This window comes from Acidiphilium iwatense (assembly GCF_021556475.1).
GTDB lineage: Bacteria > Pseudomonadota > Alphaproteobacteria > Acetobacterales > Acetobacteraceae > Acidiphilium > Acidiphilium iwatense.
The window spans coordinates 18,607-38,833 of the sequence record NZ_JAKGBZ010000019.1 but is presented as its reverse complement, the minus strand read 5'-3'; the positions used below and the strand labels follow the sequence as shown (position 1 = coordinate 38,833).

The window sequence follows — 20,227 nt, the reverse complement described above, 5'->3', positions numbered from 1 at the left end:
GTTGCCCGGAGGCCGTCAGAAACCGCGAGCAGCCTTTGTCGTTCGAGCACATCGAGAAATTCGGGGCAGTGCTAAATGCCCGGAACCGCAGGCGGACGAATGTGCGGGGCGGCGCGTGCGCGCACTTCGTCATAAAGATGGATTTCTCCTGGCATGGAAATCGTCACGGCCAAACCGAAAGGTATGGCTTCGTCAACTGGCGCCCCTTGGTCGGGATCGCGCTGAACGACGAGGGGGATGGTCATGTTCGGGGTAACGGCCGGCGCGTTTTCGCCGCTCCAGCAGCGCGAATAGACGGTTCCCCGATTGGTCTGGTTCTCATCCGGTTGCCAACTATGGCCGGAGATAGCGAGTACGTCCAATTCGGCAGGTTTGAGGATCTTCAAGCGGCAACTGCGGTAGCTCTTGCGACCCGGCGAAACGGGCGAGAACCAGGCCACAGTGACCGAGAGACTGTGCGGCCTAGCTTGACCTCCGATTGCGAGGGGAATCGGAACGTCGATTGTTACAATACGATCCGCTCCCAACAATCCGGTAGCAAAGAAAGTTGCCCGATCCTCGGCACAAGCCACAGCGTCTTCGGCATCAACATAGCCATAGCCAATGAAGCGTCGGATATTGTCTTTCTGCTTGCCGGCCTGACCACGCCCCCAGGGACCGATTGTCGCCTTGATGAGATCCGCAGTGTCGTGCGGCCATTGAGCTGGATGCACCAACAACGCCTTCAGAAGCACCGCACGTTGCAAAGGTGAAAGTCGTAAAAACTCCTCACCATAGGTCGCTTCCAGTGCATCATGAATGCGATGACAGGTGCGAGAGGCGAGCGCTGCGGCCGCACTCGTTCCATTCGTATAGCCGTCAAGATTTTCGCGTCCTGCCCTTGGTGGGGCCGCGACCTTGAGCCCGGCACCGCGCGACGCGGTGGCTGGCACAACGTCAATATGGGCATGGTTGCGCACGAAACGCATATACTCGCGTGCTCCGGGCATCAAGATGTCTGGCTTCACGGATCGAGCAAATCCAGGCCCAAGGCTGCTCGACGGATTCGCCATTACGTGGTCCGGGAAGGGATCGATCAGCATTCGCGCGAGCGCGCGATCGACGACTGGCACAGCATCGACGTTGCAGCCCCCCACGGTGATGCCGTTCAGGGTTTCCGCTGGCGATAGCAGCCGTCGCTCGCCCATCAGGCCGTGCAGCGCCGTGATCATCGACGTCGCGCGGCTTTGTCCGTCTGCATCCTCATAGTCTCGGCCCGTCGCATAAGCGGCGATACCAAAATCGTTTACCTGATTGCCGGCGCTCACGACGAACAGCAGACCGAGACGATAGGCGAGCCGGTCAAGAAGACGCGCCCAGGGCGAAAGCTGATTGTGGAACGGCCTATAGCGATTGCCGAGCGAGAGATTGACGATCACGATTCCTGGGCGCTGTTCACGCAGGCGCGTAACCGCAAGATGGATCAGGTCCACCACCAGTCTATCGCGAGGAAACCCGTCTCCGTTGCCCATCACCGGGGTCACATGGATCTGCCTCGGCAGCCGGTCCTCATTGCGATTGAGGTCGCCGTGGATGATGAGCGATGCCATCGCCGTGCCGTGTGCACGAGACTCCACCAGAGCGCCGGGCTCAAGATCGAACGGATCGTCGAGGTCCATATGGGCAGCCAGGCGCCGATGAGCGCTTACCGGCACGCCATCAAGGAGCGCGAGGATCGGTTCACCCAATGCTCGTTCCGTGCCGTCGGCCTGTGGGGCTTCGGCAGGATCGCCGATCTCCACGGTTGTGGCTTCCGATTGAGGGCGGATGTGCATAACCGATTCCAGGCCGGCGATGCCTTCGATCCGTTGCTCGATAATTTCACGAATCGCCCAAACCGGAACGTCGGCAAGCAGCGCGTGGTAGGATATGTCCGGCAGACGCGCCCTCGATATGATCAAGCCGCGACGCGCAGTTATGGCACCTGATACTTCAGCCTCGCTTTCCCGTGCCACAGCGTCATTCGACCTGAAGACCAGTTCGATTTCGACACGGACAAGGTCTTCGTCATCGAGACCATAGACAATCGTGGCGAGAAAGGTCCGATCGGATGGATGGACTCGATCATTTGATCCCCATGGCCGCAAATCTCTGAGGTGCTCGAACACATTTGCCCAGGTCGTTTCACCCCAGACCAGTTGTCCCGCCTGCCAGCGCCGCCAAAGCGATTCAAGATTTCGCAGTGCCACCATGTCTGGCACAAGCAGATAGACGAAGGGATGCTCATCCTCTTCGTCACCCTCAAGCTCTTCCTCATCTACGAGTTCGAGGCCCGCAACCTGCTGGATGGCGGCGGCAAACGAATTGATGGACCCGCGCACCTCAAAAACGAGCAGACGCTCAGGAGCGAGGCCTGCTGGGTCCGCGCGCAATTCGAGCGCATTTTCTCCTCGCGCGAGGACTTCCGCCAAGCGCGTGAACTTCGGCCCGATTGCAACAGCTTGGCGTTCTCTTGAAAACGCTTCTGGCGGAGGAACAGGTCGGGGACGCCCTACAGGGCGGGGCTGGTCAGCTTTTGGTGTCAGCCGCAGGAGAGGCTTCGTCGGATCGCTCGGCATTTATGATCTCTGGCGTAACGCGGGAGGTCCACAAGTCAAGCTCCACGCGCAGTGCGTCATCAATCGACACCTCCCCCAAACCCAATATCTGACGCCGCCTCACGTTCTGGCAGAAATCAAGTGCCTCAGCGTAGCTGACGGCCCCGAGACGGCTGGCAATACGATTGAGGGGCATCTTCGGCGCATTTGGCCAGCCTGATACGATTCGGTCCAAAAAGACGGAAATCTCATTTTTCTTGGGAGCTGGTATCGCAAGCCGCATCTGGAAACGTCGCCAGACCGCCCGATCCAACAGTTCGCCGTGATTGGTTGCAGCCACCACGATGACATAGCTCGGGAGCTGGTCGAGCTGCATCAGCAGGAACGAAACCACGCGCTTGATCTCACCTGTCTCGTGCGTATCACCGCGTTCTTTGCCGATGGCGTCGAATTCATCGAAAAACAGCACGCTCGGCGTTGTTCTTACGTAATCGAACAGCTTGCGTAGGCGAGCGTTGGTCTCCCCAAGATAACTTCCGATCAGGGCGTCGTATCGAACCACGTAGAAGGGAAGGCCCAGACCCTCGGCGACTCCTTCGGCGAAGGAGGTCTTACCATTGCCCGGCGGACCGGACAGGAGAACGCGGTGACGAGGCTCGTAGCCACTTGCTCGCAGAACGTCCGCCCGCCGATGCTCCTCGACGAGCTGGCGGCCACTTTCTTGCGCCGGAAGAGGAAGGAGCAGGTCATCCAACTGGAGTCGGGGCGTGACTTCCAGAATGGCTTCGCGGCCATTGGTGGTAGCCAGATGCGGAGAGGTCGCGGTGAGAGATGGCGGCGTGATCGGGACGGCCGACAAGGCCCGTTGCATCCGATCGGCTACGATGAAATGCTTCTTGGCGCGTTCGTCGGCAACTATGGCCTCGGCAGTAGAGCGCAGCATTTCCCGATCGCCGCTGGCACCGGCGCGAATTAAAGACACAAGAAGATCGCTACGCGCCATAATAGTAACCTTTACTCACCCCCGACCTCGCACCACAGAGCTTGTCCATTTTCGACCAGTGTGGCGATATAGCTACCCGACCTGTCGCACTTTCGGCTGCCACAGCCCAAAATGGACCGAAGCGATTCGAGAAGCCCGAGCAGCGTAGCAGCCCTGACGGCTTTACGGAATCCCTGATTGACAACTTCCTGCTGACGTCGGATCGCCCGTTACGGGCGGGTGATTCGCCACCAATTGGCTTACGAACGCGCCAATTTCACTCGCATCGATGCCCTGTTGGGCTAGACGGTGTGAGAGCGAGAGCACCAGCGCCTCGATTTCGTCCGGAGATTGCTGAGGCGCGGTCTTCCCGGCGAGTGCGCTCGCGATCTTGGCGCTCACGCGCTCCGCGGCCTGGCGCGACGGATCTGTCTGCACATGGGCATAGATCGCCGTGGAGCGCGGATTCGCATGACCGAGGATCGCTGCGGTCAGCGCCAACGCCTCGCCCGTCGAGGTGGCGGTCGACCCCATCGTGTGCCGGAGCGTGTGGGGCGTGACGCCGGGCAGCTTCGCCTTGGCGATCGCTTTGCTCCACATCGTCTTGATGCCCTGATAATGCCCGTCGCCGCGTTCGGCCGGGAAGACGAAATCCGAGCCGGCGGTCTTATCGATGCTCTTGAGCAGGGCGACAGCGGCAGCGCCGAGCGGGCGCAGCGACTTGCCAGTCTTGCTGTCGCCAAGGAGCAGCAAGCCCTCGTCCGCATGGACCTCGGACCAGCGCAATCCGGCGATTTCGTCGCGGCGGCAGCCGGTGAGCGCCCAGAGGCGGGCGATGTTGACGGATTTGGGGTTCACGCCCTCGGCTTCGAGTTCGTCCAAGGCAGCGCCCAGGCGGGTGACTTCCTCAAGCGTCAGGTAGCGCTCGTTCCGATTGTCGGTCTTCCGCACCGCCGCTGTTTCACAGGGGTTGCGCTTCACGATTTCGCTGCGCTGCGCGAAGCTGAAAACTGCTGACAGGTCTCTCACCACCTTGCGGGCGGCTCCGGCGCCCCCGCGGACGATGATCCGCTTGCGGGGACCGACCTTCTCGTCCCTGGCAGTCTTCCCGGCTGTCACGTCGGCGACGAAGCGCTCGATGTCGCCGGGGTTGATCTCCGGCGCCCGGGTCGTCCCGAGCAGCGGGACGACGTGGTTGCGGAGCCGCGCCAGGGTGTAGGCTTTGGTCTTGGGCTTCATCGGCTCGCCCTGGCGCTTGCCGCGCTGGATGACGCACCCCTCCTTTTCGTAGAGGTCGACGAGCGCGCTCATGGTCATTTCGCGCCGCTTGGCCTGAAGCTCGCTGGCAGGATCGGCGCCGGCGGCGACGCCGCCGAGCTTGGCCTTGGCGAGCTTGCGGGCTTGGTCAGCGGTAAGCGTCCCGAACCGCCCGATGACCAGCCAGTGCTGCTTCGCCGAGCGGCCGCCGCCGTTAGCCCGGTACTTGATCATGAAGGTCCTAACCCCGGAGGGCTCGACGCGCAGGGCGAAACCCGCCAGTTCGCTGTCCCAGATATGGTAGCGCTTCGCCCGTTTTTCGGCGGCATCGACGACCTTTTTGGTCAACGCCACGCCCGTCCGCTTGGCCATTACATTTGCCTCCGCCTGCGCTTTCCGGATACCACCGAGATACCACGGAGAGCGGAAATTCTCGGATTATCGTAGCGTTGACACGGCGGTGCTGTCAAGATAACATATTGATGTTATAGGGTGTTTTCGTGGTTTCGGATACTGTGGCGTAGGATAAATGTAACCTTGCCAAGGTTGGGGTCGAGGGTTCGAATCCCTTCGCCCGCTCCAAATTTTCCATAGGAAAATCAGAGCGATAAAGACGGCCCTTCGGGGCCGTTTTTGCTTAGAGCGGTCAATTTTCGTGCCGCTCCAAGCAGAATCTATTCAACTGGAGCAAAATCGGCTGCGGCGAGCCTCTGAGTGGATGCGCAGCCGAAGTTGCAAAGCCGACGCCAAGCCTTCTGAGAGCAAGTTTGGTTCCCGCTCGGTGGCTGATTGCGTAGGCCCGTTTCCCTGGCGCTGGAAGCCTTGAATTAGCTCCGCCCGCTATTAAGATATAGAGCGGTATGCTTTAATAGCGGCCCAGGCTAATTAAAGGATCGCGCGTGCCGAACGGAGAGAACCAAAGGCTCGGGGCCTATGTCGAAACGAGCGCGGGAGGCGAGCGCGTGCGCGCCTATGTGCCTGCCCCGTTGCCGCCAAATCCGCCGCTCGAACTCGGACGGTTCATGCAGATCTACGAACGCGCCATTGCCGCAGTCGGGCGCCTCGACGGCGTGACGACGATCCTGCCCTCAACGCCTTTGTTCCTCTACATGTATGTCCGCAAGGAAGCCTTGCTGTCCTCTCAGATCGAGGGAACGCAATCCTCGCTTTCCGATCTGCTGCTGTTCGAAAACCATGAAGCGCCGACGGTTGAACTCGACGACGTAACCGAGGTCTCGAACTACGTCGCGGCGATCGAGCATGGCGTCGCCCGGATGCGCGGCGGATTTCCCCTGTCGCTCCGGTTGATCCGCGAAATGCACGCCATCCTGCTCAAGTCAGGACGGGGCGCCGCGAAGCAACCGGGCGAGTTTCGCCGCTCGCAGAACTGGATCGGCGGAACCCGGCCCGGCAACGCGCTGTTCGTGCCGCCACCGCCGAACCGGCTGGACGAATGCCTCGATGCGCTCGAGCGCTTCCTGCACATCGAGGATGCGGCGCTGCCCCCGCTCATCCGGGCGGGCCTAGCCCACGTCCAGTTCGAGACGATTCACCCTTTTCTCGACGGCAACGGGCGCCTGGGTCGGCTGCTTATCACCCTGATCCTGTGCGAGGCGGGGGTGCTGCGCGAGCCGATCCTCTATCTCAGTCTGTTCCTGAAATCCCGGCGCGACGACTATTATCGGCTCCTGCAGGAGGTCCGCCAGGCTGGGACCTGGGAGACCTGGATGGAGTTCTTCCTGACCGGCGTCGCGGAGACGGCGGAACAAGCCGCCGCGACGGCGCGCGATCTGATCGCCATGTTCGATGCTCACCGACAGCAGATTGCCGGCCTCGGCCGCGCGGCCCCATCCGCGCTCCGCGTCCACGAATTGATGCAAGCCAGCCCGATCGTCACCATCCAGACTGTCTCCGAGAAACTCGCCGTCTCTTTCCCGACCGCCAGCACGGCGCTGGAAAACCTCGCCAAGACCAACGTCGTGCGCGAGACCACGGGACGGCAACGCGGCCGGATTTACGCCTATTCGGACTATCTGGCCTTGCTCGATCGCGGCACCGACCCTCTGCCGGCCTGACGCGTAGGGGAAGATCGAAACCAAGCGCAACGTATATCGAGATGGAGGCGAACAGGGAGGGGCGGCAAAGTTTGTAGGAGGCGTCGGCGCGTATGCGGGCCGACGATGTGAACGGCGTGGACATAGAGCTTCGTGATTTGCGTTTGGCGCTCGTAACGTCACAGCACCGCAGCCTGCGACAGGCGGCGGAAGCTCTGAACATACGCCAATCGACCCTGAGCCGCCGGCTGCACGAGATCGAGCGCCAGCTCGGCGTGGTGTTGTTCGAAAGGACGAATGGCGGCACCCGCCTCACCACGGTGGGGCTGGAGTTCGTCGCGAGCGCCAAGCGGATACTCGATGACGTGGATACGGAACTCCAGCGGCTCAGGAGCAGGAGCCGTGGCGAACTTGGCCTGCTGGCGATCGGCGTTCATGCCTCTCCTTCGGCAGGGAACATGCACACGACGCTGGTCGAATACCATCGGCGCTTTCCGGATGTGGATGTGCGCACGGTCGATGGAAGCCATGAGCGGCTGCTTTGCGCCCTCGCGGGCAACGCCGTCGATGTCGCTATCATGACCGGCCAAGCGACGGCGTGGGACGGCCGCGTGCTTCCACTCTGGAGCGAGCGGGTGATCGTGGCTTTCCCCGAGCATCATGCGCTTGGCCAAAATCCAAGGATTCGCTGGGCGGATCTTGCGAATGAAAAGTTCCTCGTCCCGCAGCAAGGCCCTGGACCGGAATTGGAAGGGCTGCTCACAGCGAAGCTTCATCATGCGGTGGGCTCCCAGCACATCGTCCATCAGGACGCTTCACTGGACAGGCTGCTGAGCCTGGTCAGTGCGAATTATGGAACGCTCCTGATGTTCGAGGGCGCGACGGGGGGCCGCTACGAAGGGGTCGTCTACCGGGAAGTCTGGGACGACGACGGTCCGACCCAAGTCAAATTCATGGCCTGTTGGCGAGATGCGAACAGCAATCCCGCGCTGGGATCGTTCCTGGCGATGTTGCGCGAACACTATCCCGACTTCTCGGCCGAACCGCCTGCGACCTGAGCGGCTCGATCGCGACGCGCCTTGGCGAAGGCGCGATCGGTCGCCATGAATCGCTCGATCATGGGCACGATGAGCTTCGAAGGCTCGGGCGCCGTTTGGCCGCTCGTCCGGCCGAGCACCTGAGCATAGGCGACGAGATCGCGATGCACGGCGGCGGGCAGTTCGACGCTCATCTTGACCGGCTTGTCGTCGGCCAGCGGCCCGAGTTTGAGCTTCGTCATGGAGTCCCTCCGTGGCCGTAGGGCGCCAGCACCAGGTCGCGCGTGACGATGACACGAACCGGGAAGCCCGGTCGGATAGTGAGCGTCGGCTGGATGTTGAGCTGGCGCTGCACGATCTGCTGGCCGGTCTGGCTGATCGAGTTCGAAGCGCCCGAGCGGATCGCCTGGACGAGATTGTTCTCGTTCTGGCTCGTACCGGCTTCGGCGCCGACGCTGAGGAGGGTCGAGAGGACGGCGGCCTTGAACAGCATGCCCCAATGGTTATCGACCTCGTCTTCGAGCCCCGCATAGCCTTGCGTATCGGCCCCCGGCTGTCGTTCCAGCACGATGGAATTGCCGTCCGGCATGATGATGCGCGTCCAGACGAGAAGGATGCGGCTCTGACCGAAGGCGACCGAGCTGTCGTATTGACCGATCAGCTTCGCGCCCTGCGGGATCAACAGGTATTGCCCGGTCGGGCTGTCGTAGACGGCCTCGGTCACCTGGGCAGTGATCTGGCCCGGAAGATCGGAGCGGATGCCGGTGATGAGCGCCGCAGGGATCACGGTTCCCGCCTGCACGACATAGGGCGAAGCCTTGGCTTCGAGACGGTCGGGGCTGACCGTTCGCTTGTCCGTCGCGGCGTTGAGAAACGCAGTCTTGCGATCCTGCATGTTCTGCGCGGACCCAGCATCGACGGGTGGCGTGGGTGTCGGACCGCCCTGTGTCCCCGTCGCCGGCGGAGCAACGAGGCCGACCGGCTGCGGCTGCTGATTGGTCTGGGCGAACAGGCGGCTTACGCGCGCTGCCTCGGTCTCCTGAGCCAGCCGCTGCGCCGCGGGATCGGGCGTGGTTGCCGAAACGCCGGTATTTGGCGCGGCGCCGGCATTCAGGATGGGTTTGCCGAGATCTCCGGGCAACGGCGGCCCAAGTGGGGGCGCCTGGCGCGGAAGGCCGGTATAGTCTTTCGGCAGCCCGGCAAGCCCCTCGGCCGAGGGGCGGCTTTGGGTGCTGAGCAACTCCTGCCCCGTCTGCGACCTGTTCCGGGTCTGAAGGGCGTAGCCGAGAGCGCCCGCGATCGCGAGGGCCGACACGGCGCCGAGCGTGATCAGCACCTTGCGCGAGAGGCGCGTGACGCGCGGTCGCTCGCCCCGGAGCCGCAAATCGGGCGGCACGACAGGCGCTGGCGCCGGCGCTTGTTCTTCCGGTTCGTCCGTCATGACCGCGGCCTTCCATCGGTGCGCACGATGCGGACGCGACGCTCACTGTCTTTGTCGCCGAGACGAAGCTCGGCCGCGGCGAACAGGCGATCGACGATGTAGTAGTTGGCGCGAACGCGATAGTTCACCAGCTCGGAGCCGCCGGCCGGACCGATGACAAAGAGCGGAGGCATTTCGCCCTGGCGGATGCCGGACGGGAACTCGATGTAGACCTTCTGGCCGTCGTCGAAGGCGCGCAGCGGCCGCCAAGCGGGATTGTCGCCCTCGATCGCATAGCGGAAGTTGATCGCGGCGAGATCGACGCCGGTGGCGATCGGCGCGGCTGTTTCGGCCGCCGCATTTTGCTGGCGCAACGCGATGAGCTGGTCTTCGGGATATTGCCAGGAGACCGACGCCATATAGGTCTTCTCGGTCGAGCGCAGCTCCAGGAGATAGGTCCGCCGATCGGTGTTGATGATGAGGTTCGTCATCAGGTCCGGCCGGGTCGGCTTCACCAGGATGTGGACCTTCTTGGTCGGACCCGCGCCGCTTTCCGTGTCGCCGATGATCCAGCGGACGGTGTCGCCGGCGGCGACCGGCCCCGTGCCGACGAGCTGTTCGCCTTCCTGCAGGGCGATGTCGGTAATCTCGCCTGGCGCCGTATAGGCCTGATAGAGCGCGCCCGCCGAGTAGGGATAGACCTGCACGGCGTTGATGAAGCCATCGCGCACGGGCTGCACGCGGGCGGCAGCATTCGCGAGATTGACGCGCACCTCTGGATCGGGCGATTGCGGCGGCTCCTTCCCGCCAGCAAGGGGCTTCAACTGCCCGGGCAGCGGCAAGGGCTTCGGCAGCTCGACGATCTTGACCGGCGCCGGGGGATCGACGGAGAGCTTGGCGGGCACGGCGGTATCGTAGTTGATGTCGGGCGGAATGAACTTGTGGGCGCAGCCGCCGAGCGCCGTCACGGACAGCAGCAGAGCCGCGAAGCCGGATTTACGGAAAGGCGCAAAGCCGCCCTTCTGGCTTGGTTGAGAGACTGAAAGACGTGAAGCCGGACCGCCGGCTTCCATAGAAATCGGCGGGGTCATTGTCCCAGCTCCTTCGACCAGTTGATGGCGGTGACGTAGATGCCGAGCGGGTTCTTGCGGAGCACGTCGGCGGAGGTTGGCGGCTGGATCGCGACGGTGAGGATCGCGGTCCAGCGTGAGGTCTCGGCGAGCGCGCCGTCCTGATAGCGGTGCTCGACCCACTCGACTCGGAAGCTGGACGGCGATGCGCGGATCACGCTCGAGACGTCGATGGCGATCTGCTGGTGGCCGAGCTTGGCGAAGGGATCGTTGGCGCGGGCGTAGTCGTTGAGCGCCTGCGAACCCGAGGTGGTGGTGAAGTCGTAGGCCTGCAGCCAGTTCTGCCGCACGATGATCGGATCGGCTGGTAGCGAGCGGACCATCTCGATGAAGTGGGCGAGATACCAGGCGATCTCCGGATCACTCGGGGCGTAGTCGGCCGTGGCCGGCGCGACAGCCTGCGCTTGGCCGAGCTTGTCGACCTGCACCACCCAGGGGACGATACTGCCGTGGGTGGACTGCCAGACCAGGCCCCCGGCCAGACCCATCGAAAGCGCGAGTGAGCCGAAGGCCATCAGCCGCCAGTTCTTCGCCTGCACCCGAGCCGAACCAATTCGCTCATCCCAAGCTTGGGCGGCGCGCTGGTAGGGGGTCTCGGGTTCGGGGGTACGGCCGTAGCGGACCGTGGATCGGCGAAAGAGCGCCATTGTCTATTCTCCCGAAAGATCGACCGAATGGCCGCCGCCGTGGCTGTCACCGGACCTGAGGACGTGCGCCGCAGTGGTCGCGCCTTGGTGAATCGATTGATTGCGTCGCATCCGCTGCGCCCAAGCGGGAGGACTGGATCCGCTCGAACTCGGCGCAGGGGCGGCCGCCTCGCCGCCGCCGACCGTTCCTCTCGTCGAGGAGCCGCCCGTGGCCGCGAAACTGGACCTCGCGCCGGCAGTAAAGCTGTCGCGCATCGAGCCTGCGGCCTGAGCCGCCGCGCGCCGCATTGGCGCCGAGGCCGCGGCCGCCGCGGCTCGACCGACACCGCCAAGACCAGCGGCCATGCCCGAAGCGCCGGACCGGCCGGCGGAGGCCAGGCTGTAGGCGGAAGAGGCGCCACCGGCCATCGCCGCACCACCACGGGCGGCAGCCGCCGTGCCGGAGGCCGCCGCCATCGCTCCCCTTCCGGCCAGGCCCAGCGCGCCCGCGCCGGCCATGGCCGTTCCGGCGACCGCAAGGCCGGTGCCCACAGCGGCCCCGGCCCCGAGCTGCGGCGCGCCGGAGACGAGACCCGTGGCGATGCCGGGGCCGAAGATGCCGAGGCCCAGCATGGCCAGCGCCGCGAGCACGACGGACAGCGCCTGCTCGATGGTCGGCTGGCCGCCGGCATAGGTCTGGGTGAACTGCGAGAAGAGGCCGGTGCCGATGCCGACGATGACGGCGAGCACCATGACCTTCACGCCGGAAGCGACGATGTTGCCGAGCACCTTCTCGGCGAGGAAGGCGGTCTTGTTGAAGAGGGCGAAGGGAATGAGGATGAAGCCGGCGAGCGTCGTCAGCTTGAACTCGATCAGCGTGACGAAAAGCTGCACCGCCAGGATGAAGAAGGCGATCAGCACCAGCAGCCACGACACCATCAGCACCGCGATCTGGACGAAGTTCGCGAAGAAGCTGGTGAAGCCCATCATCTGGCTCGCGGCGTCGAGCAGCGGCTCGCCCGCGTCGAGGCCGACTTGCGCGAGATGGCCGGGCTGCAGAAATGTGGCGGTCAAGATCGTCGAGCCGCCAGCCTTCAGGCCCAGCCCGGCGAAACTGTTGAAGACGATGGCCGACAGGTTGTTGAAGTTGGTGATGATGAAGGCGAAGAAGCCGATGTAGAGGGTCTTCTTCACCAGGCGCTGGAGAATGTCCTCGTCGGCGCCCCATGCCCAGAACAGGCCCGCCAATGTGATGTCGATGACGATCAACGTCGAGGAAAGATAGGCGACCTCGCCCTTGATCAGGCCGAAGCCGGAGTCGATGTAGGTTGTGAACGTGTTGAGGAAGGTGTCGATGACGCCGACGTTGTTCATCGCGCATCTCCCGAAGTGGTGGTGGCCGGCGCGACGGCGTCCGGGGGCGATGACGGCAGCGGCCGCGCCGGCCTGCCGAAGAAGCGCCGGCGGTTCTCCTCCCAGACCGCCTCGCAACGCGCATCCACGGCATCCTTGGGACCGAGCGCGCTGCATCGGCGCAGCTCGGCCGTAAGGTCATTGGTGGCTGGAGCGGCGACGGTCGGAAGAGGCTCGACAACGGGCGCCGAGGGACGCCGGTTGATCGCGAAAAGGGTCGCGGCGAAGCACGCGATCAGAGCGACGATCGCGGCGGCGCGGAAGATGTCCGACCGGCCCAGCATTAACGCGCCTCAGTTGCCGCTGAACATGGTGACGTTGCCGGGCTGGTAGCCGCTGCGCGTCGAGAAGGTCTTGTAGTTCTGCTGGCCTTGCGCCTCGGCAGCGGCGACGCGCGCCTGCTCCAGCGCGTCGGCACGGCTTTTCGCCGACAGCACTGCGACGACGTCGGAGAGCTGCTGGGATTGCAGGGCCAAAAGCTGGTTGCCGGCTTGCGCCGCTTGGAGCGCGCCGGTCGCATTCTGGCTGGCCGACACGAGCGAGGTCATGGCGCTGGAATTGGTCGGGATATTGCCGACCACCCCCGCCTGAACCTTCAGGCTGTCCTCGAAAGCCGCGACCGAATTTTGCCAGCGCTGCTGAGCATTGGCGACCATCGTTGTGGTCGAGCCCGTGCCCGCTGCGCTGCCATAGCTGGTCGAATAAGCCTGCTCGATCCGCTGGACGTTGAAGGCGATGTTTTGCGCTTGGCCGAGCAGCGACTGGGTCTGTGCGATCGACGACTGAAGCTGGGTCAGCGTTGACATCGGCAGGTTGGCGAGATTGCGCGCCTGGTTGACCAGGCTCGTCGCCTGATTGGTCAACATCTGAATCTGGTTGTTGATCTGCTGCAGCTCACGCGCCGCCGTCAGCACGTTCTGGCTGAAGTTGGTCGGGTCGTAGACGATCCATTGCGCCGAAGCCGGCGGGGCGGCGACGGCCAGGGACAGCACGACGGCGCTTGCCGCCGCCAGATGGCGCAGCTTGATCATGATGACGTCTCCAGGTTGGTCAGCTCGGGGATGAGATCGGCGGCCCAGAGAAGCTCGCGATCGGCGAGCCAGGTGGGCGTGAATGCCTCACGGCCGCTCTCGGCGAGCACGCGCTCGATCGCGGCGTGGTCCTGCTTGGAGGATGCGGCGCAGAAGGCGAGCGCGACCGGCCCGAGCCCCAGCTCGAACAGCCGGTTGCCGCGGCGGGATTGGCAGTAGTAGTCGCGCTTCGGCGTCGCCCGCGCGAGAATCTCGATCTGGCGATCGTTGAGGCCGAAGCGCCGGTAGATCGCCGTGATCTGCGGCTCGATCGCGCGTTCGTTCGGCAGGAAGATGCGTGTCGGGCAGCTCTCGACGATGGCGGGCGCGATGTTGCTGCCGTCGATGTCCGAGAGCGATTGCGTGGCGAAGACGACGGAGGCGTTCTTCTTACGCAACGTCTTCAGCCATTCGCGAAGCTGTTGCGCGAAGGCCGGATCGTCGAGGACCAGCCAGCCCTCGTCGATGATCAGTAAGGTCGGCCGGCCGTCGAGGCGGCCTTCGATGCGATGGAACAGATAGGTCAGCACGGCAGGCGCCGCGCCGGCGCCGATCAGGCCCTCGGTCTCGAAGGCCTGAACCGAACTGGAACCAAGGTGCTCGGACTCGGCATCGAGCAGCCGCCCCGATGGTCCGCCGACGCAATAGGGTTGCAACGCCTGCTTCAGCGCGGTGGATTGCAGCAGAACCGCGAGGCCGGTGATAGTTCGCTCGCCCACCGGCGACGAGGCCAGCGATGTCAGCGCCGACCAGACATGCTCCTTCGCGGTCGGATCGATCGCCACACCTTCCTTCGCAAGGATCGCCGCCACCCATTCGGCCGCCCAGGCGCGCTCAGACGGATCGTCGATCCGGGCCAGCGGCTGCAACGACACGGAATGCTCCGACCCGGCCGACAAGCTACCGCCGAGGTCGTGCCAGTCGCCGCCCATCGCGAGCGCTGCGGTACGGATCGAGCCGCCGAAATCGAAGGCGAAGATCTGGTTGTTTCGATAGCGGCGGAACTGCATCGCCATCAGGGCCAGGAGTACGGACTTGCCCGCGCCGGTCGGCCCGACGATCAGCGTATGGCCAACGTCGCCGACATGGAGGCTCAGCCGGAACGGCGTGGACCCCTCGGTCTTGCCGAACAGCAGCGGCGGCGCCTGGAAATGCTCGTCGCGTGCCGGCCCGGCCCAGACCGCCGAGAGCGGGATCATGTGCGCAAGGTTGAGCGTCGATACCGGGGGCTGGCGGACGTTGGCGTAGGCGTGGCCGGGGATCGAACCGAGCCAGGCCTCGAGCGCGTTCACCCCTTCCGGCATGCAGGTGAAGTCGCGGCCCTGGATCACCTTTTCGATGAGGCGCAGCTTCTCCGCCGCGATGCCGGCGTCTTCATCCCAGACGGTGACAGTGGCGGTGACATAGGCTTGGCCCACATCGTCGGAGCCCAGCTCCTGAAGCGCGAGGTCCGCGTCGGCCGCCTTGTTGGCCGCATCGCTATCGACCAGCGTCGAGGCCTCGTTGGTCATCACCTCTTTGACGATGGCGGCGATCGACTTGCGCTTGGCGAACCATTGCCGCCGGATCTTGGTCAGCAGCTTCACCGCCTCGGTCTTGTCGAGCAGGATCGCGCGGGTGGACCAGCGATACGGAAAGGCCAGCCGGTTCAGTTCGTCGAGGATGCCGGGATGCGTCGCGGTCGGAAATCCGACCACGGTCAGGGTCCGCAAGTGATGGGAGCCGAGCCGCGGCTCAAGGCCGCCAGCGAGCGGTTCGTCGGCCAAAAGCGCATCAAGGTGCATCGGCGTCTCAGAGGCACGCACCCGCTGCGCCCGCGTCGAGATAGTCGAATGCAGATAAGTCAGCGTGTCGCCGTCATCGAGCCAGGCGACCTCGGGCATGAACCCTTCGACCAGTTGCAGGACGCGGTTGGTTCGATCGACGAAACCGTGCAGTAGCTCCCACGGATCGATGCCCGACTGCGACCGGCCCTCATAGAGCCAGCCTTCGATGCGCGAAGCGTCCTCGGCCGGTGGGAGCCAGACGAAGGTCAGGAAATAGCGGCTCTCGAAGTGGGCGCCTGCCTCCTCGAAGGCGTCCTGCCGTTCGAGATCGACCAGGGCCGACGCCGGATCAGAAAACGTCGAATGCGGATAGGTCTGGGCAGCGATCCGCTGCGCCTCGACGAAGATCGCCCAGCCGGAGCCGAGCCGCCGTAGCGCGTTGTTCAGCCGTGCGGTGACACCTACCAGCTCGGCCGGCGTCGCGCTGTCGAGGTCCGGTCCACGAAAACGGGCGGTGCGCTGGAACGAGCCGTCCTTGTTGAGGACGACACCCTCACTGACGAGAGCGGCCCAGGGCAGGAAGTCGGCGAGGCCTGCAGGGCGATGGCGGTATTCTGCGAGGTTCAGCATGGCGGCCTCACACCCCCAGATGTGCGGGGTAGCGAAGGTGCCGGCGCACCACGTCGACGAACTGCGGGTCGCGTTTCGCCGCCCAGACGGCGGCGGCATGGCCGACTGCCCAAATCAGCGCGCCGGGGATCCAGAGACGGAGGCCAAGCGCGATCGCCGCCGCGAGCGTGCCGTTGGCGATCGCGACGGTCCGCGGCGCACCGCCCATCAGGATCGGGTCGGTGAGCGCGCGATGGACCGGTGCGAAGAAGCCGGGCACGTCGGGATCGACGATCGCGGCCATCAGATCAGCGCTCCGCCGGAGAAGCTGAAGAACGAGAGAAAGAAGCTCGACGCGGCGAAGGCGATCGAGAGGCCGAACACAATCTGGATCAGCCGGCGGAAGCCGCCCGAGGTGTCGCCGAAGGCGAGCGTCAGTCCGGTCACGGTGATGATGATGACCGAGATAATCTTGGCGACCGGGCCCTGCACCGACTCCAGGATCGAGTTGAGCGGTGTCTCCCACGGCATCGAAGAGCCGGAGGCATAGGCGGCGGGCGCGAAAGCCAGTGTGAGCGTGGTCAGCGTGACCAGCTCGACGAGGCGGCGGCGGGAATGGCGAGCGACGGCGAGAACGCGGATCATGATGGGTCTCCGAGGGGCAAGGGGTCGCCGCCCGCCCCGGCGGACTGGAGGCGGTAGTCGCCGGTGGCGGGATCGAGGCCGGCGATGAAGGCGAGTTCGGAGAGGCGGCGTTCGCTGCCGCGGCCGCGCAGCACCGCGACGAGATCTATGGTCTCGGAGATCAGCGCCTTGGGGACGGTGACGACGGCTTCCTGGATGAGTTGCTCGAGGCGCCGGATCGCGCCGAGCGCGGTGCCGGCGTGGATGGTGCCGATCCCGCCGGGATGGCCGGTGCCCCAGGCCTTCAGGAGGTCGAGCGCCTCGGCGCCACGAACCTCGCCGATTGGGATGCGGTCGGGTCGAAGACGCAACGAGGAGCGGACCAGATCCGACAGCGAGGCGACACCGTCCTTGGTACGCATCGCGACGAGGTTCGGCGCGCGGCATTGCAGCTCGCGGGTGTCCTCGATCAGCACCACGCGGTCGCTCGTGCCGGCGATCTCGGCCAGGAGCGCATTGGTGAGTGTTGTCTTGCCCGTGCCGGTGCCGCCGGCGACCAGGATGTTCTTGCGGGATGCCACGGCGGCGCGTAGCGCCACCGCCTGGCCGGCGGTCATGGTGCCAGCGGCGACGTAGTCGTCGAGTGTGAAGACCGCGACGGCGGGCTTACGGATCGCAAAGGCCGGCGCGGTGACGACAGGCGGCAGCAGCCCCTCGAACCGCTCCCCCGTTTCGGGCAGCTCGGCCGAGACGCGCGGCCTGTCGGCGTGGACTTCCGCGCCGACATGGTGCGCGACCAGGCGCACGATCCGCTCGCCATCGGCGGCGGACAGGGTGCGGCCCGTGTCCTCCAGTCCACCTGACAGCCGGTCGATCCAGAGCCGGCCATCGGGGTTGAGCATCACCTCGACGATCGAGGGGTCTTCGAGGAAGGCGGCAATCGCGGGCCCTAGGGCGGTGCGCAGCATACGCGCACCGCGTGAGAAGGCCTCGGAATGGAGTGGAGCAACCGCCACGATCGTCCCCGTCACTGGCCAATCGCGACACGCGATTGGCGACGGGGATGATTAGAAAAGGCACTAAATGGGGTGATTCAACAAGTATTTAGCTGGCGTAGGAGCGGAGCGTAGAGCAGAGAAAAAATACTTGCTGGGTGCGGAGCGTCAACCTCACTGGAGCTTTTGAATATGAAGCGAACCCGGCAATGTCCGGTTTCGGCCCTGCAGACAGAGCGCTAGGCGTTGGTGAACTCGCTATTGAAGCCGATGTCCGCCACTCGCTGGGTGAGGGTGTGGTCGTCCAGCGCACGGTGGAAGTAGGTGCTCTCCTTCAGCGCCTTCACCAGCGAGTCCGCGTCGGAGATCATTCCGACGTCGTTCAGCATGAAGTGGCCGCTAGGGTTGACATAGCGGGTGTGGACCAAGTGGAGAAACTGCTCCAGGTCGTCCCAGAACTGCTTCCACTCCGCCTCGCTGGCCGGACCTAGCGGCTCCCCGGCCATCACGGCGTCGCGGTCGAGGTGGCCGATCAGGCGATTGCGTGCCGGAATGATCTTGGATCGGAAATGATGAATGCTATCGCGCAGCGTCTTGATCCGAGCTTGGTCCTCCGGAGCGCCTGAGAAGTCAGCTTCCCCGATGACGTAGTCGATCGTCAGATTGGTCCGTCCCATCGTGACGGGGGGATCGGTCAGCCGGCAGATTTGGAGCACCAACTGCTCAATGAGAAGCTGATTGAGATCGCCGAAGAACACCGGAGCGATCCGGTGCAGCAGCGTGCGCCTGAGCTCACCCTCCTCGAACAGGATTTCGTAGTGGCGCCAGACGGACCGCAGATGGACGCAGAACTGGGCCATCGCCTCGATTTCGTCCTTCAGGGCCATGCCGCCTTCCCCCTTTTTCAACACCGCCGCTTGTCGCGCCTGGATCGCTAGAGGCTGTAGTTGCGATCGTCTCGATAGCCGGCCCATTCGCCTGTGCCGTAGGACGGGGAGCCGTCCGGCCAGCCGGCCGTCTGCCACAGGATGTCGAGTTGTTCCCGAAGCACGTCGGCTAGCGGAGCGGTGAGGTCTTCGACCTGCGCGATGGGCAGGTAGATGTCGGGGCGCCGGATGCGTCGGCCGCCGGGGCGCGCTCGGGTCAATTCCACGTCCTCCATCCCGTCGAAGGACACGGCGATCAGCGCAGGGCCGGCAAGATCGAGGTCGGCGGCGATGCCGCCCATTCGTTCGAGGTTCCGAATGATGACCGCTTCCAGTCGCCTCCCATCGACCAGAATTTGAGGATCGTCATCGATTCGGGCGCCGATCTTGGCCTCGTACTCCAGATACCCCGGCCTCACGAGACGCATCCGCCAGTCCGTCTCCGGATTTCGGTTCGCCTCCGCGCGGCGTGGAATTCGGCAGCTCCACCACTGCCGCCCGTCGCTATCGATCGCCACTCGATCCTCGGTGTTGGGCGGAAACCGGCGCTGCAGCTCGGCGACGCGACCGGGATCTAGGCGTTTCCCATCGCCCGCAGCGAGCGGTGCCAGCCTTAGGGCCACACGGGGCCTCGTCACGATCTCGGGCAACCCGCCGCGGTGTGCGTCCATGGCGAGTTCATTCAAAGCGGTCTCCGCCGCGTCCTTACGCACCTGCTCGGCGGCGCGGTGGTCCTCCGCTGCAGCCGCATGCGCTCCTGAAGCGACCCGGATGCGTTCCCGGGCGGTTCGGTCGAAGTTGTCGATCGCTGCGCTGAGCTCGGTCGCCAATTCATCCATGGCCTTGATGGCCTTCAGCGTTCTAGGCTGGACGCCCTTTTCCAGGTCTTCGTCCGTCTTAGGCGATCCAATCTCGATGTTGCGGCGGGTAGCATAAATCCGCTCCAGCACCAGTTCACCGAACTGGCGAGCCACATGACGGACCTCGGCAAACGCGGCCTGTACCGCGGGGTCGTTGAACTCAAAGGCGGCTCCGACCCAATCCTGGTTCATCTCGTGGATCGGATCGAGCGTCGCCAGCCTGTACGGCGTCCCGAAGCTGTGTTGGTGCAGGAACTGCCGCAGGCCTTGCGGCAGCTGCCGATGAACCCGCCCCAGCAAATCCACATCGTGGGGGTGCGGCTCGGCCGGCGCGGCCCCAGCCATGGCCGAACGCGCCTCAACGTCACCGAACACGGCCTTGAGCGCAGCCTTCAGTTGGCGGACCAGGCCATCTGCCGCCGCTTTGCGCGTGGCGGCGTCGGTGCCCTCGGGTAGGTCGAACGATATCGGACGGCGCGTATGCCGGACATCGAAAGGCAGATCATGCTGGTCGGGATGGCCCATGGCCGTATTCATCACGGCGATCACTCGTCGCCAGCTGAGGGCCTTTAGGGCGTAGCCGTGTTCGATGCAGACGTTGGGGTTCGGCGTCCGAGTGCCGCCAGCACGCTCTGCCACATAGGTCAGGTCGGACAGGAACACGGCCGCACGGTCGATCTTGCCGAAAATCGTTTCCATGATCGGCGGCATGCCCGGGACATCCAGGGTGTCACGGTCAACGGCCATCTCACGGTCGGCCGGATCGACGTCGGCGTCGGCCTGAAGCTCGCCAATTGCGCGCCCAAGGCAGGCCTCGATAAAACTCCGACCCATCCGGTTCGCGGTGTCGCTCTGCCATGAGAAGAAGATGTGGTGGGGCAT

The 20,227-nt window shown here is 64.5% G+C and carries 18 protein-coding genes; 2 read left to right on the top strand and 16 right to left on the bottom strand.

From position 1 onward, the window contains the following. Window positions 1–71: 71 nt before the first annotated feature. From L2A60_RS11100 to L2A60_RS11090, 3 genes are all read right to left on the bottom strand, one after another. Window positions 72–2,450, bottom strand: a complete 2,379-nt coding sequence (locus tag L2A60_RS11100) for a S8 family peptidase (RefSeq protein WP_235704446.1) — start codon at window positions 2,448–2,450, stop codon at window positions 72–74. A gap of 97 nt (window positions 2,451–2,547) precedes the next feature. After that, window positions 2,548–3,579: an AAA family ATPase gene (locus tag L2A60_RS11095; protein ID WP_235704445.1), complete on the bottom strand. Its 1,032-nt coding sequence runs from the start codon at window positions 3,577–3,579 to the stop codon at window positions 2,548–2,550. Window positions 3,580–3,741: 162 nt separating this feature from the next. Continuing rightward, window positions 3,742–5,187, bottom strand: coding sequence for a site-specific integrase (locus L2A60_RS11090; RefSeq protein ID WP_235704444.1), 1,446 nt, complete (start codon window positions 5,185–5,187; stop codon window positions 3,742–3,744). A 527-nt stretch (window positions 5,188–5,714) separates the two neighbouring features. Here L2A60_RS11090 and L2A60_RS11085 point away from each other — a divergent pair. Both L2A60_RS11085 and L2A60_RS11080 read left to right on the top strand, forming a co-directional pair. After that, window positions 5,715–6,890: a Fic family protein gene (locus L2A60_RS11085; RefSeq protein ID WP_235704443.1), complete on the top strand. Its 1,176-nt coding sequence runs from the start codon at window positions 5,715–5,717 to the stop codon at window positions 6,888–6,890. A gap of 92 nt (window positions 6,891–6,982) precedes the next feature. Next, window positions 6,983–7,927, top strand: a complete 945-nt coding sequence (locus L2A60_RS11080) for a LysR family transcriptional regulator (protein ID WP_235704442.1) — start codon at window positions 6,983–6,985, stop codon at window positions 7,925–7,927. Here the strand turns inward: L2A60_RS11080 and L2A60_RS11075 are convergent. The 13 genes from L2A60_RS11075 to L2A60_RS11015 all read right to left on the bottom strand — a co-directional run bounded on the left by L2A60_RS11075 (window position 7,891) and on the right by L2A60_RS11015 (window position 20,227). Then, window positions 7,891–8,148: a DUF2274 domain-containing protein gene (locus L2A60_RS11075; RefSeq protein ID WP_190260857.1), complete on the bottom strand. Its 258-nt coding sequence runs from the start codon at window positions 8,146–8,148 to the stop codon at window positions 7,891–7,893. The genes L2A60_RS11080 and L2A60_RS11075 overlap by 37 nt on opposite strands. Continuing rightward, window positions 8,145–9,347 (bottom strand): TrbI/VirB10 family protein, encoded by a 1,203-nt coding sequence (locus L2A60_RS11070; RefSeq protein ID WP_235704441.1) that lies wholly within the window; start codon window positions 9,345–9,347, stop codon window positions 8,145–8,147. Before L2A60_RS11070 ends, L2A60_RS11075 begins: the two co-directional genes overlap by 4 nt. After that, window positions 9,344–10,417: a P-type conjugative transfer protein TrbG gene (gene trbG, locus L2A60_RS11065; RefSeq protein ID WP_235704440.1), complete on the bottom strand. Its 1,074-nt coding sequence runs from the start codon at window positions 10,415–10,417 to the stop codon at window positions 9,344–9,346. Before trbG ends, L2A60_RS11070 begins: the two co-directional genes overlap by 4 nt. Next, window positions 10,414–11,103 carry a conjugal transfer protein TrbF gene (trbF, locus tag L2A60_RS11060; protein ID WP_235704439.1) on the bottom strand — a complete coding sequence of 230 codons (690 nt, stop codon included), beginning with the start codon at window positions 11,101–11,103 and terminating at the stop codon, window positions 10,414–10,416. The genes trbG and trbF overlap by 4 nt, the downstream gene beginning before the upstream one ends. A gap of 3 nt (window positions 11,104–11,106) precedes the next feature. Then, window positions 11,107–12,456, bottom strand: a complete 1,350-nt coding sequence (trbL, locus tag L2A60_RS11055) for a P-type conjugative transfer protein TrbL (protein WP_235704438.1) — start codon at window positions 12,454–12,456, stop codon at window positions 11,107–11,109. Then, on the bottom strand, window positions 12,453–12,779 hold the full coding sequence (trbK-alt, locus tag L2A60_RS11050; RefSeq protein ID WP_235704437.1) for a putative entry exclusion protein TrbK-alt: 327 nt from the start codon (window positions 12,777–12,779) through the stop codon (window positions 12,453–12,455). Before trbK-alt ends, trbL begins: the two co-directional genes overlap by 4 nt. Before the next feature lie 9 nt (window positions 12,780–12,788). Continuing rightward, complete coding sequence (trbJ, locus tag L2A60_RS11045) at window positions 12,789–13,526, bottom strand: P-type conjugative transfer protein TrbJ (protein WP_235704436.1); 738 nt, start codon at window positions 13,524–13,526, stop codon at window positions 12,789–12,791. After that, on the bottom strand, window positions 13,523–15,961 hold the full coding sequence (trbE, locus tag L2A60_RS11040; protein ID WP_235704435.1) for a conjugal transfer protein TrbE: 2,439 nt from the start codon (window positions 15,959–15,961) through the stop codon (window positions 13,523–13,525). The genes trbJ and trbE overlap by 4 nt, the downstream gene beginning before the upstream one ends. Before the next feature lie 7 nt (window positions 15,962–15,968). After that, on the bottom strand, window positions 15,969–16,244 hold the full coding sequence (locus tag L2A60_RS11035) for a VirB3 family type IV secretion system protein (protein WP_012554597.1): 276 nt from the start codon (window positions 16,242–16,244) through the stop codon (window positions 15,969–15,971). Continuing rightward, window positions 16,244–16,585: a TrbC/VirB2 family protein gene (locus L2A60_RS11030; RefSeq protein WP_235704434.1), complete on the bottom strand. Its 342-nt coding sequence runs from the start codon at window positions 16,583–16,585 to the stop codon at window positions 16,244–16,246. Before L2A60_RS11030 ends, L2A60_RS11035 begins: the two co-directional genes overlap by 1 nt. After that, window positions 16,582–17,580, bottom strand: coding sequence for a P-type conjugative transfer ATPase TrbB (gene trbB / locus L2A60_RS11025; protein ID WP_456237167.1), 999 nt, complete (start codon window positions 17,578–17,580; stop codon window positions 16,582–16,584). Before trbB ends, L2A60_RS11030 begins: the two co-directional genes overlap by 4 nt. Window positions 17,581–17,798: 218 nt before the next feature. Further along, entirely contained in the window at window positions 17,799–18,446 is a 648-nt protein-coding gene (locus L2A60_RS11020) for an AbiU2 domain-containing protein (RefSeq protein ID WP_235704432.1), read from the bottom strand. A gap of 47 nt (window positions 18,447–18,493) precedes the next feature. Further along, the gene (locus tag L2A60_RS11015; RefSeq protein WP_235704431.1) at window positions 18,494–20,227 is read right to left on the bottom strand and encodes a hypothetical protein; all 1,734 of its coding nucleotides are present in this window, start codon (window positions 20,225–20,227) and stop codon (window positions 18,494–18,496) included.

What these genes read in the sequence shown, in the direction of transcription:
- L2A60_RS11095 (WP_235704445.1), bottom strand. Translation starts at nt 3,579, where the DNA reads ATGGCGCGTAGCGATCTTCTTGTGTCTTTAATTCGCGCCGGTGCCAGC.
- L2A60_RS11090 (WP_235704444.1), bottom strand. Translation starts at nt 5,187, where the DNA reads ATGGCCAAGCGGACGGGCGTGGCGTTGACCAAAAAGGTCGTCGATGCC.
- L2A60_RS11080 (WP_235704442.1), top strand. Translation starts at nt 6,983, where the DNA reads ATGCGGGCCGACGATGTGAACGGCGTGGACATAGAGCTTCGTGATTTG.
- L2A60_RS11075 (WP_190260857.1), bottom strand. Translation starts at nt 8,148, where the DNA reads ATGACGAAGCTCAAACTCGGGCCGCTGGCCGACGACAAGCCGGTCAAG.
- L2A60_RS11070 (WP_235704441.1), bottom strand. Translation starts at nt 9,347, where the DNA reads ATGACGGACGAACCGGAAGAACAAGCGCCGGCGCCAGCGCCTGTCGTG.
- trbG (WP_235704440.1), bottom strand. Translation starts at nt 10,417, where the DNA reads ATGACCCCGCCGATTTCTATGGAAGCCGGCGGTCCGGCTTCACGTCTT.
- trbF (WP_235704439.1), bottom strand. Translation starts at nt 11,103, where the DNA reads ATGGCGCTCTTTCGCCGATCCACGGTCCGCTACGGCCGTACCCCCGAA.
- trbL (WP_235704438.1), bottom strand. Translation starts at nt 12,456, where the DNA reads ATGAACAACGTCGGCGTCATCGACACCTTCCTCAACACGTTCACAACC.
- trbK-alt (WP_235704437.1), bottom strand. Translation starts at nt 12,779, where the DNA reads ATGCTGGGCCGGTCGGACATCTTCCGCGCCGCCGCGATCGTCGCTCTG.
- trbJ (WP_235704436.1), bottom strand. Translation starts at nt 13,526, where the DNA reads ATGATCAAGCTGCGCCATCTGGCGGCGGCAAGCGCCGTCGTGCTGTCC.
- trbE (WP_235704435.1), bottom strand. Translation starts at nt 15,961, where the DNA reads ATGCTGAACCTCGCAGAATACCGCCATCGCCCTGCAGGCCTCGCCGAC.
- L2A60_RS11035 (WP_012554597.1), bottom strand. Translation starts at nt 16,244, where the DNA reads ATGGCCGCGATCGTCGATCCCGACGTGCCCGGCTTCTTCGCACCGGTC.
- L2A60_RS11030 (WP_235704434.1), bottom strand. Translation starts at nt 16,585, where the DNA reads ATGATCCGCGTTCTCGCCGTCGCTCGCCATTCCCGCCGCCGCCTCGTC.
- L2A60_RS11020 (WP_235704432.1), bottom strand. Translation starts at nt 18,446, where the DNA reads ATGGCCCTGAAGGACGAAATCGAGGCGATGGCCCAGTTCTGCGTCCAT.
- L2A60_RS11015 (WP_235704431.1), bottom strand. Translation starts at nt 20,227, where the DNA reads ATGCCCCACCACATCTTCTTCTCATGGCAGAGCGACACCGCGAACCGG.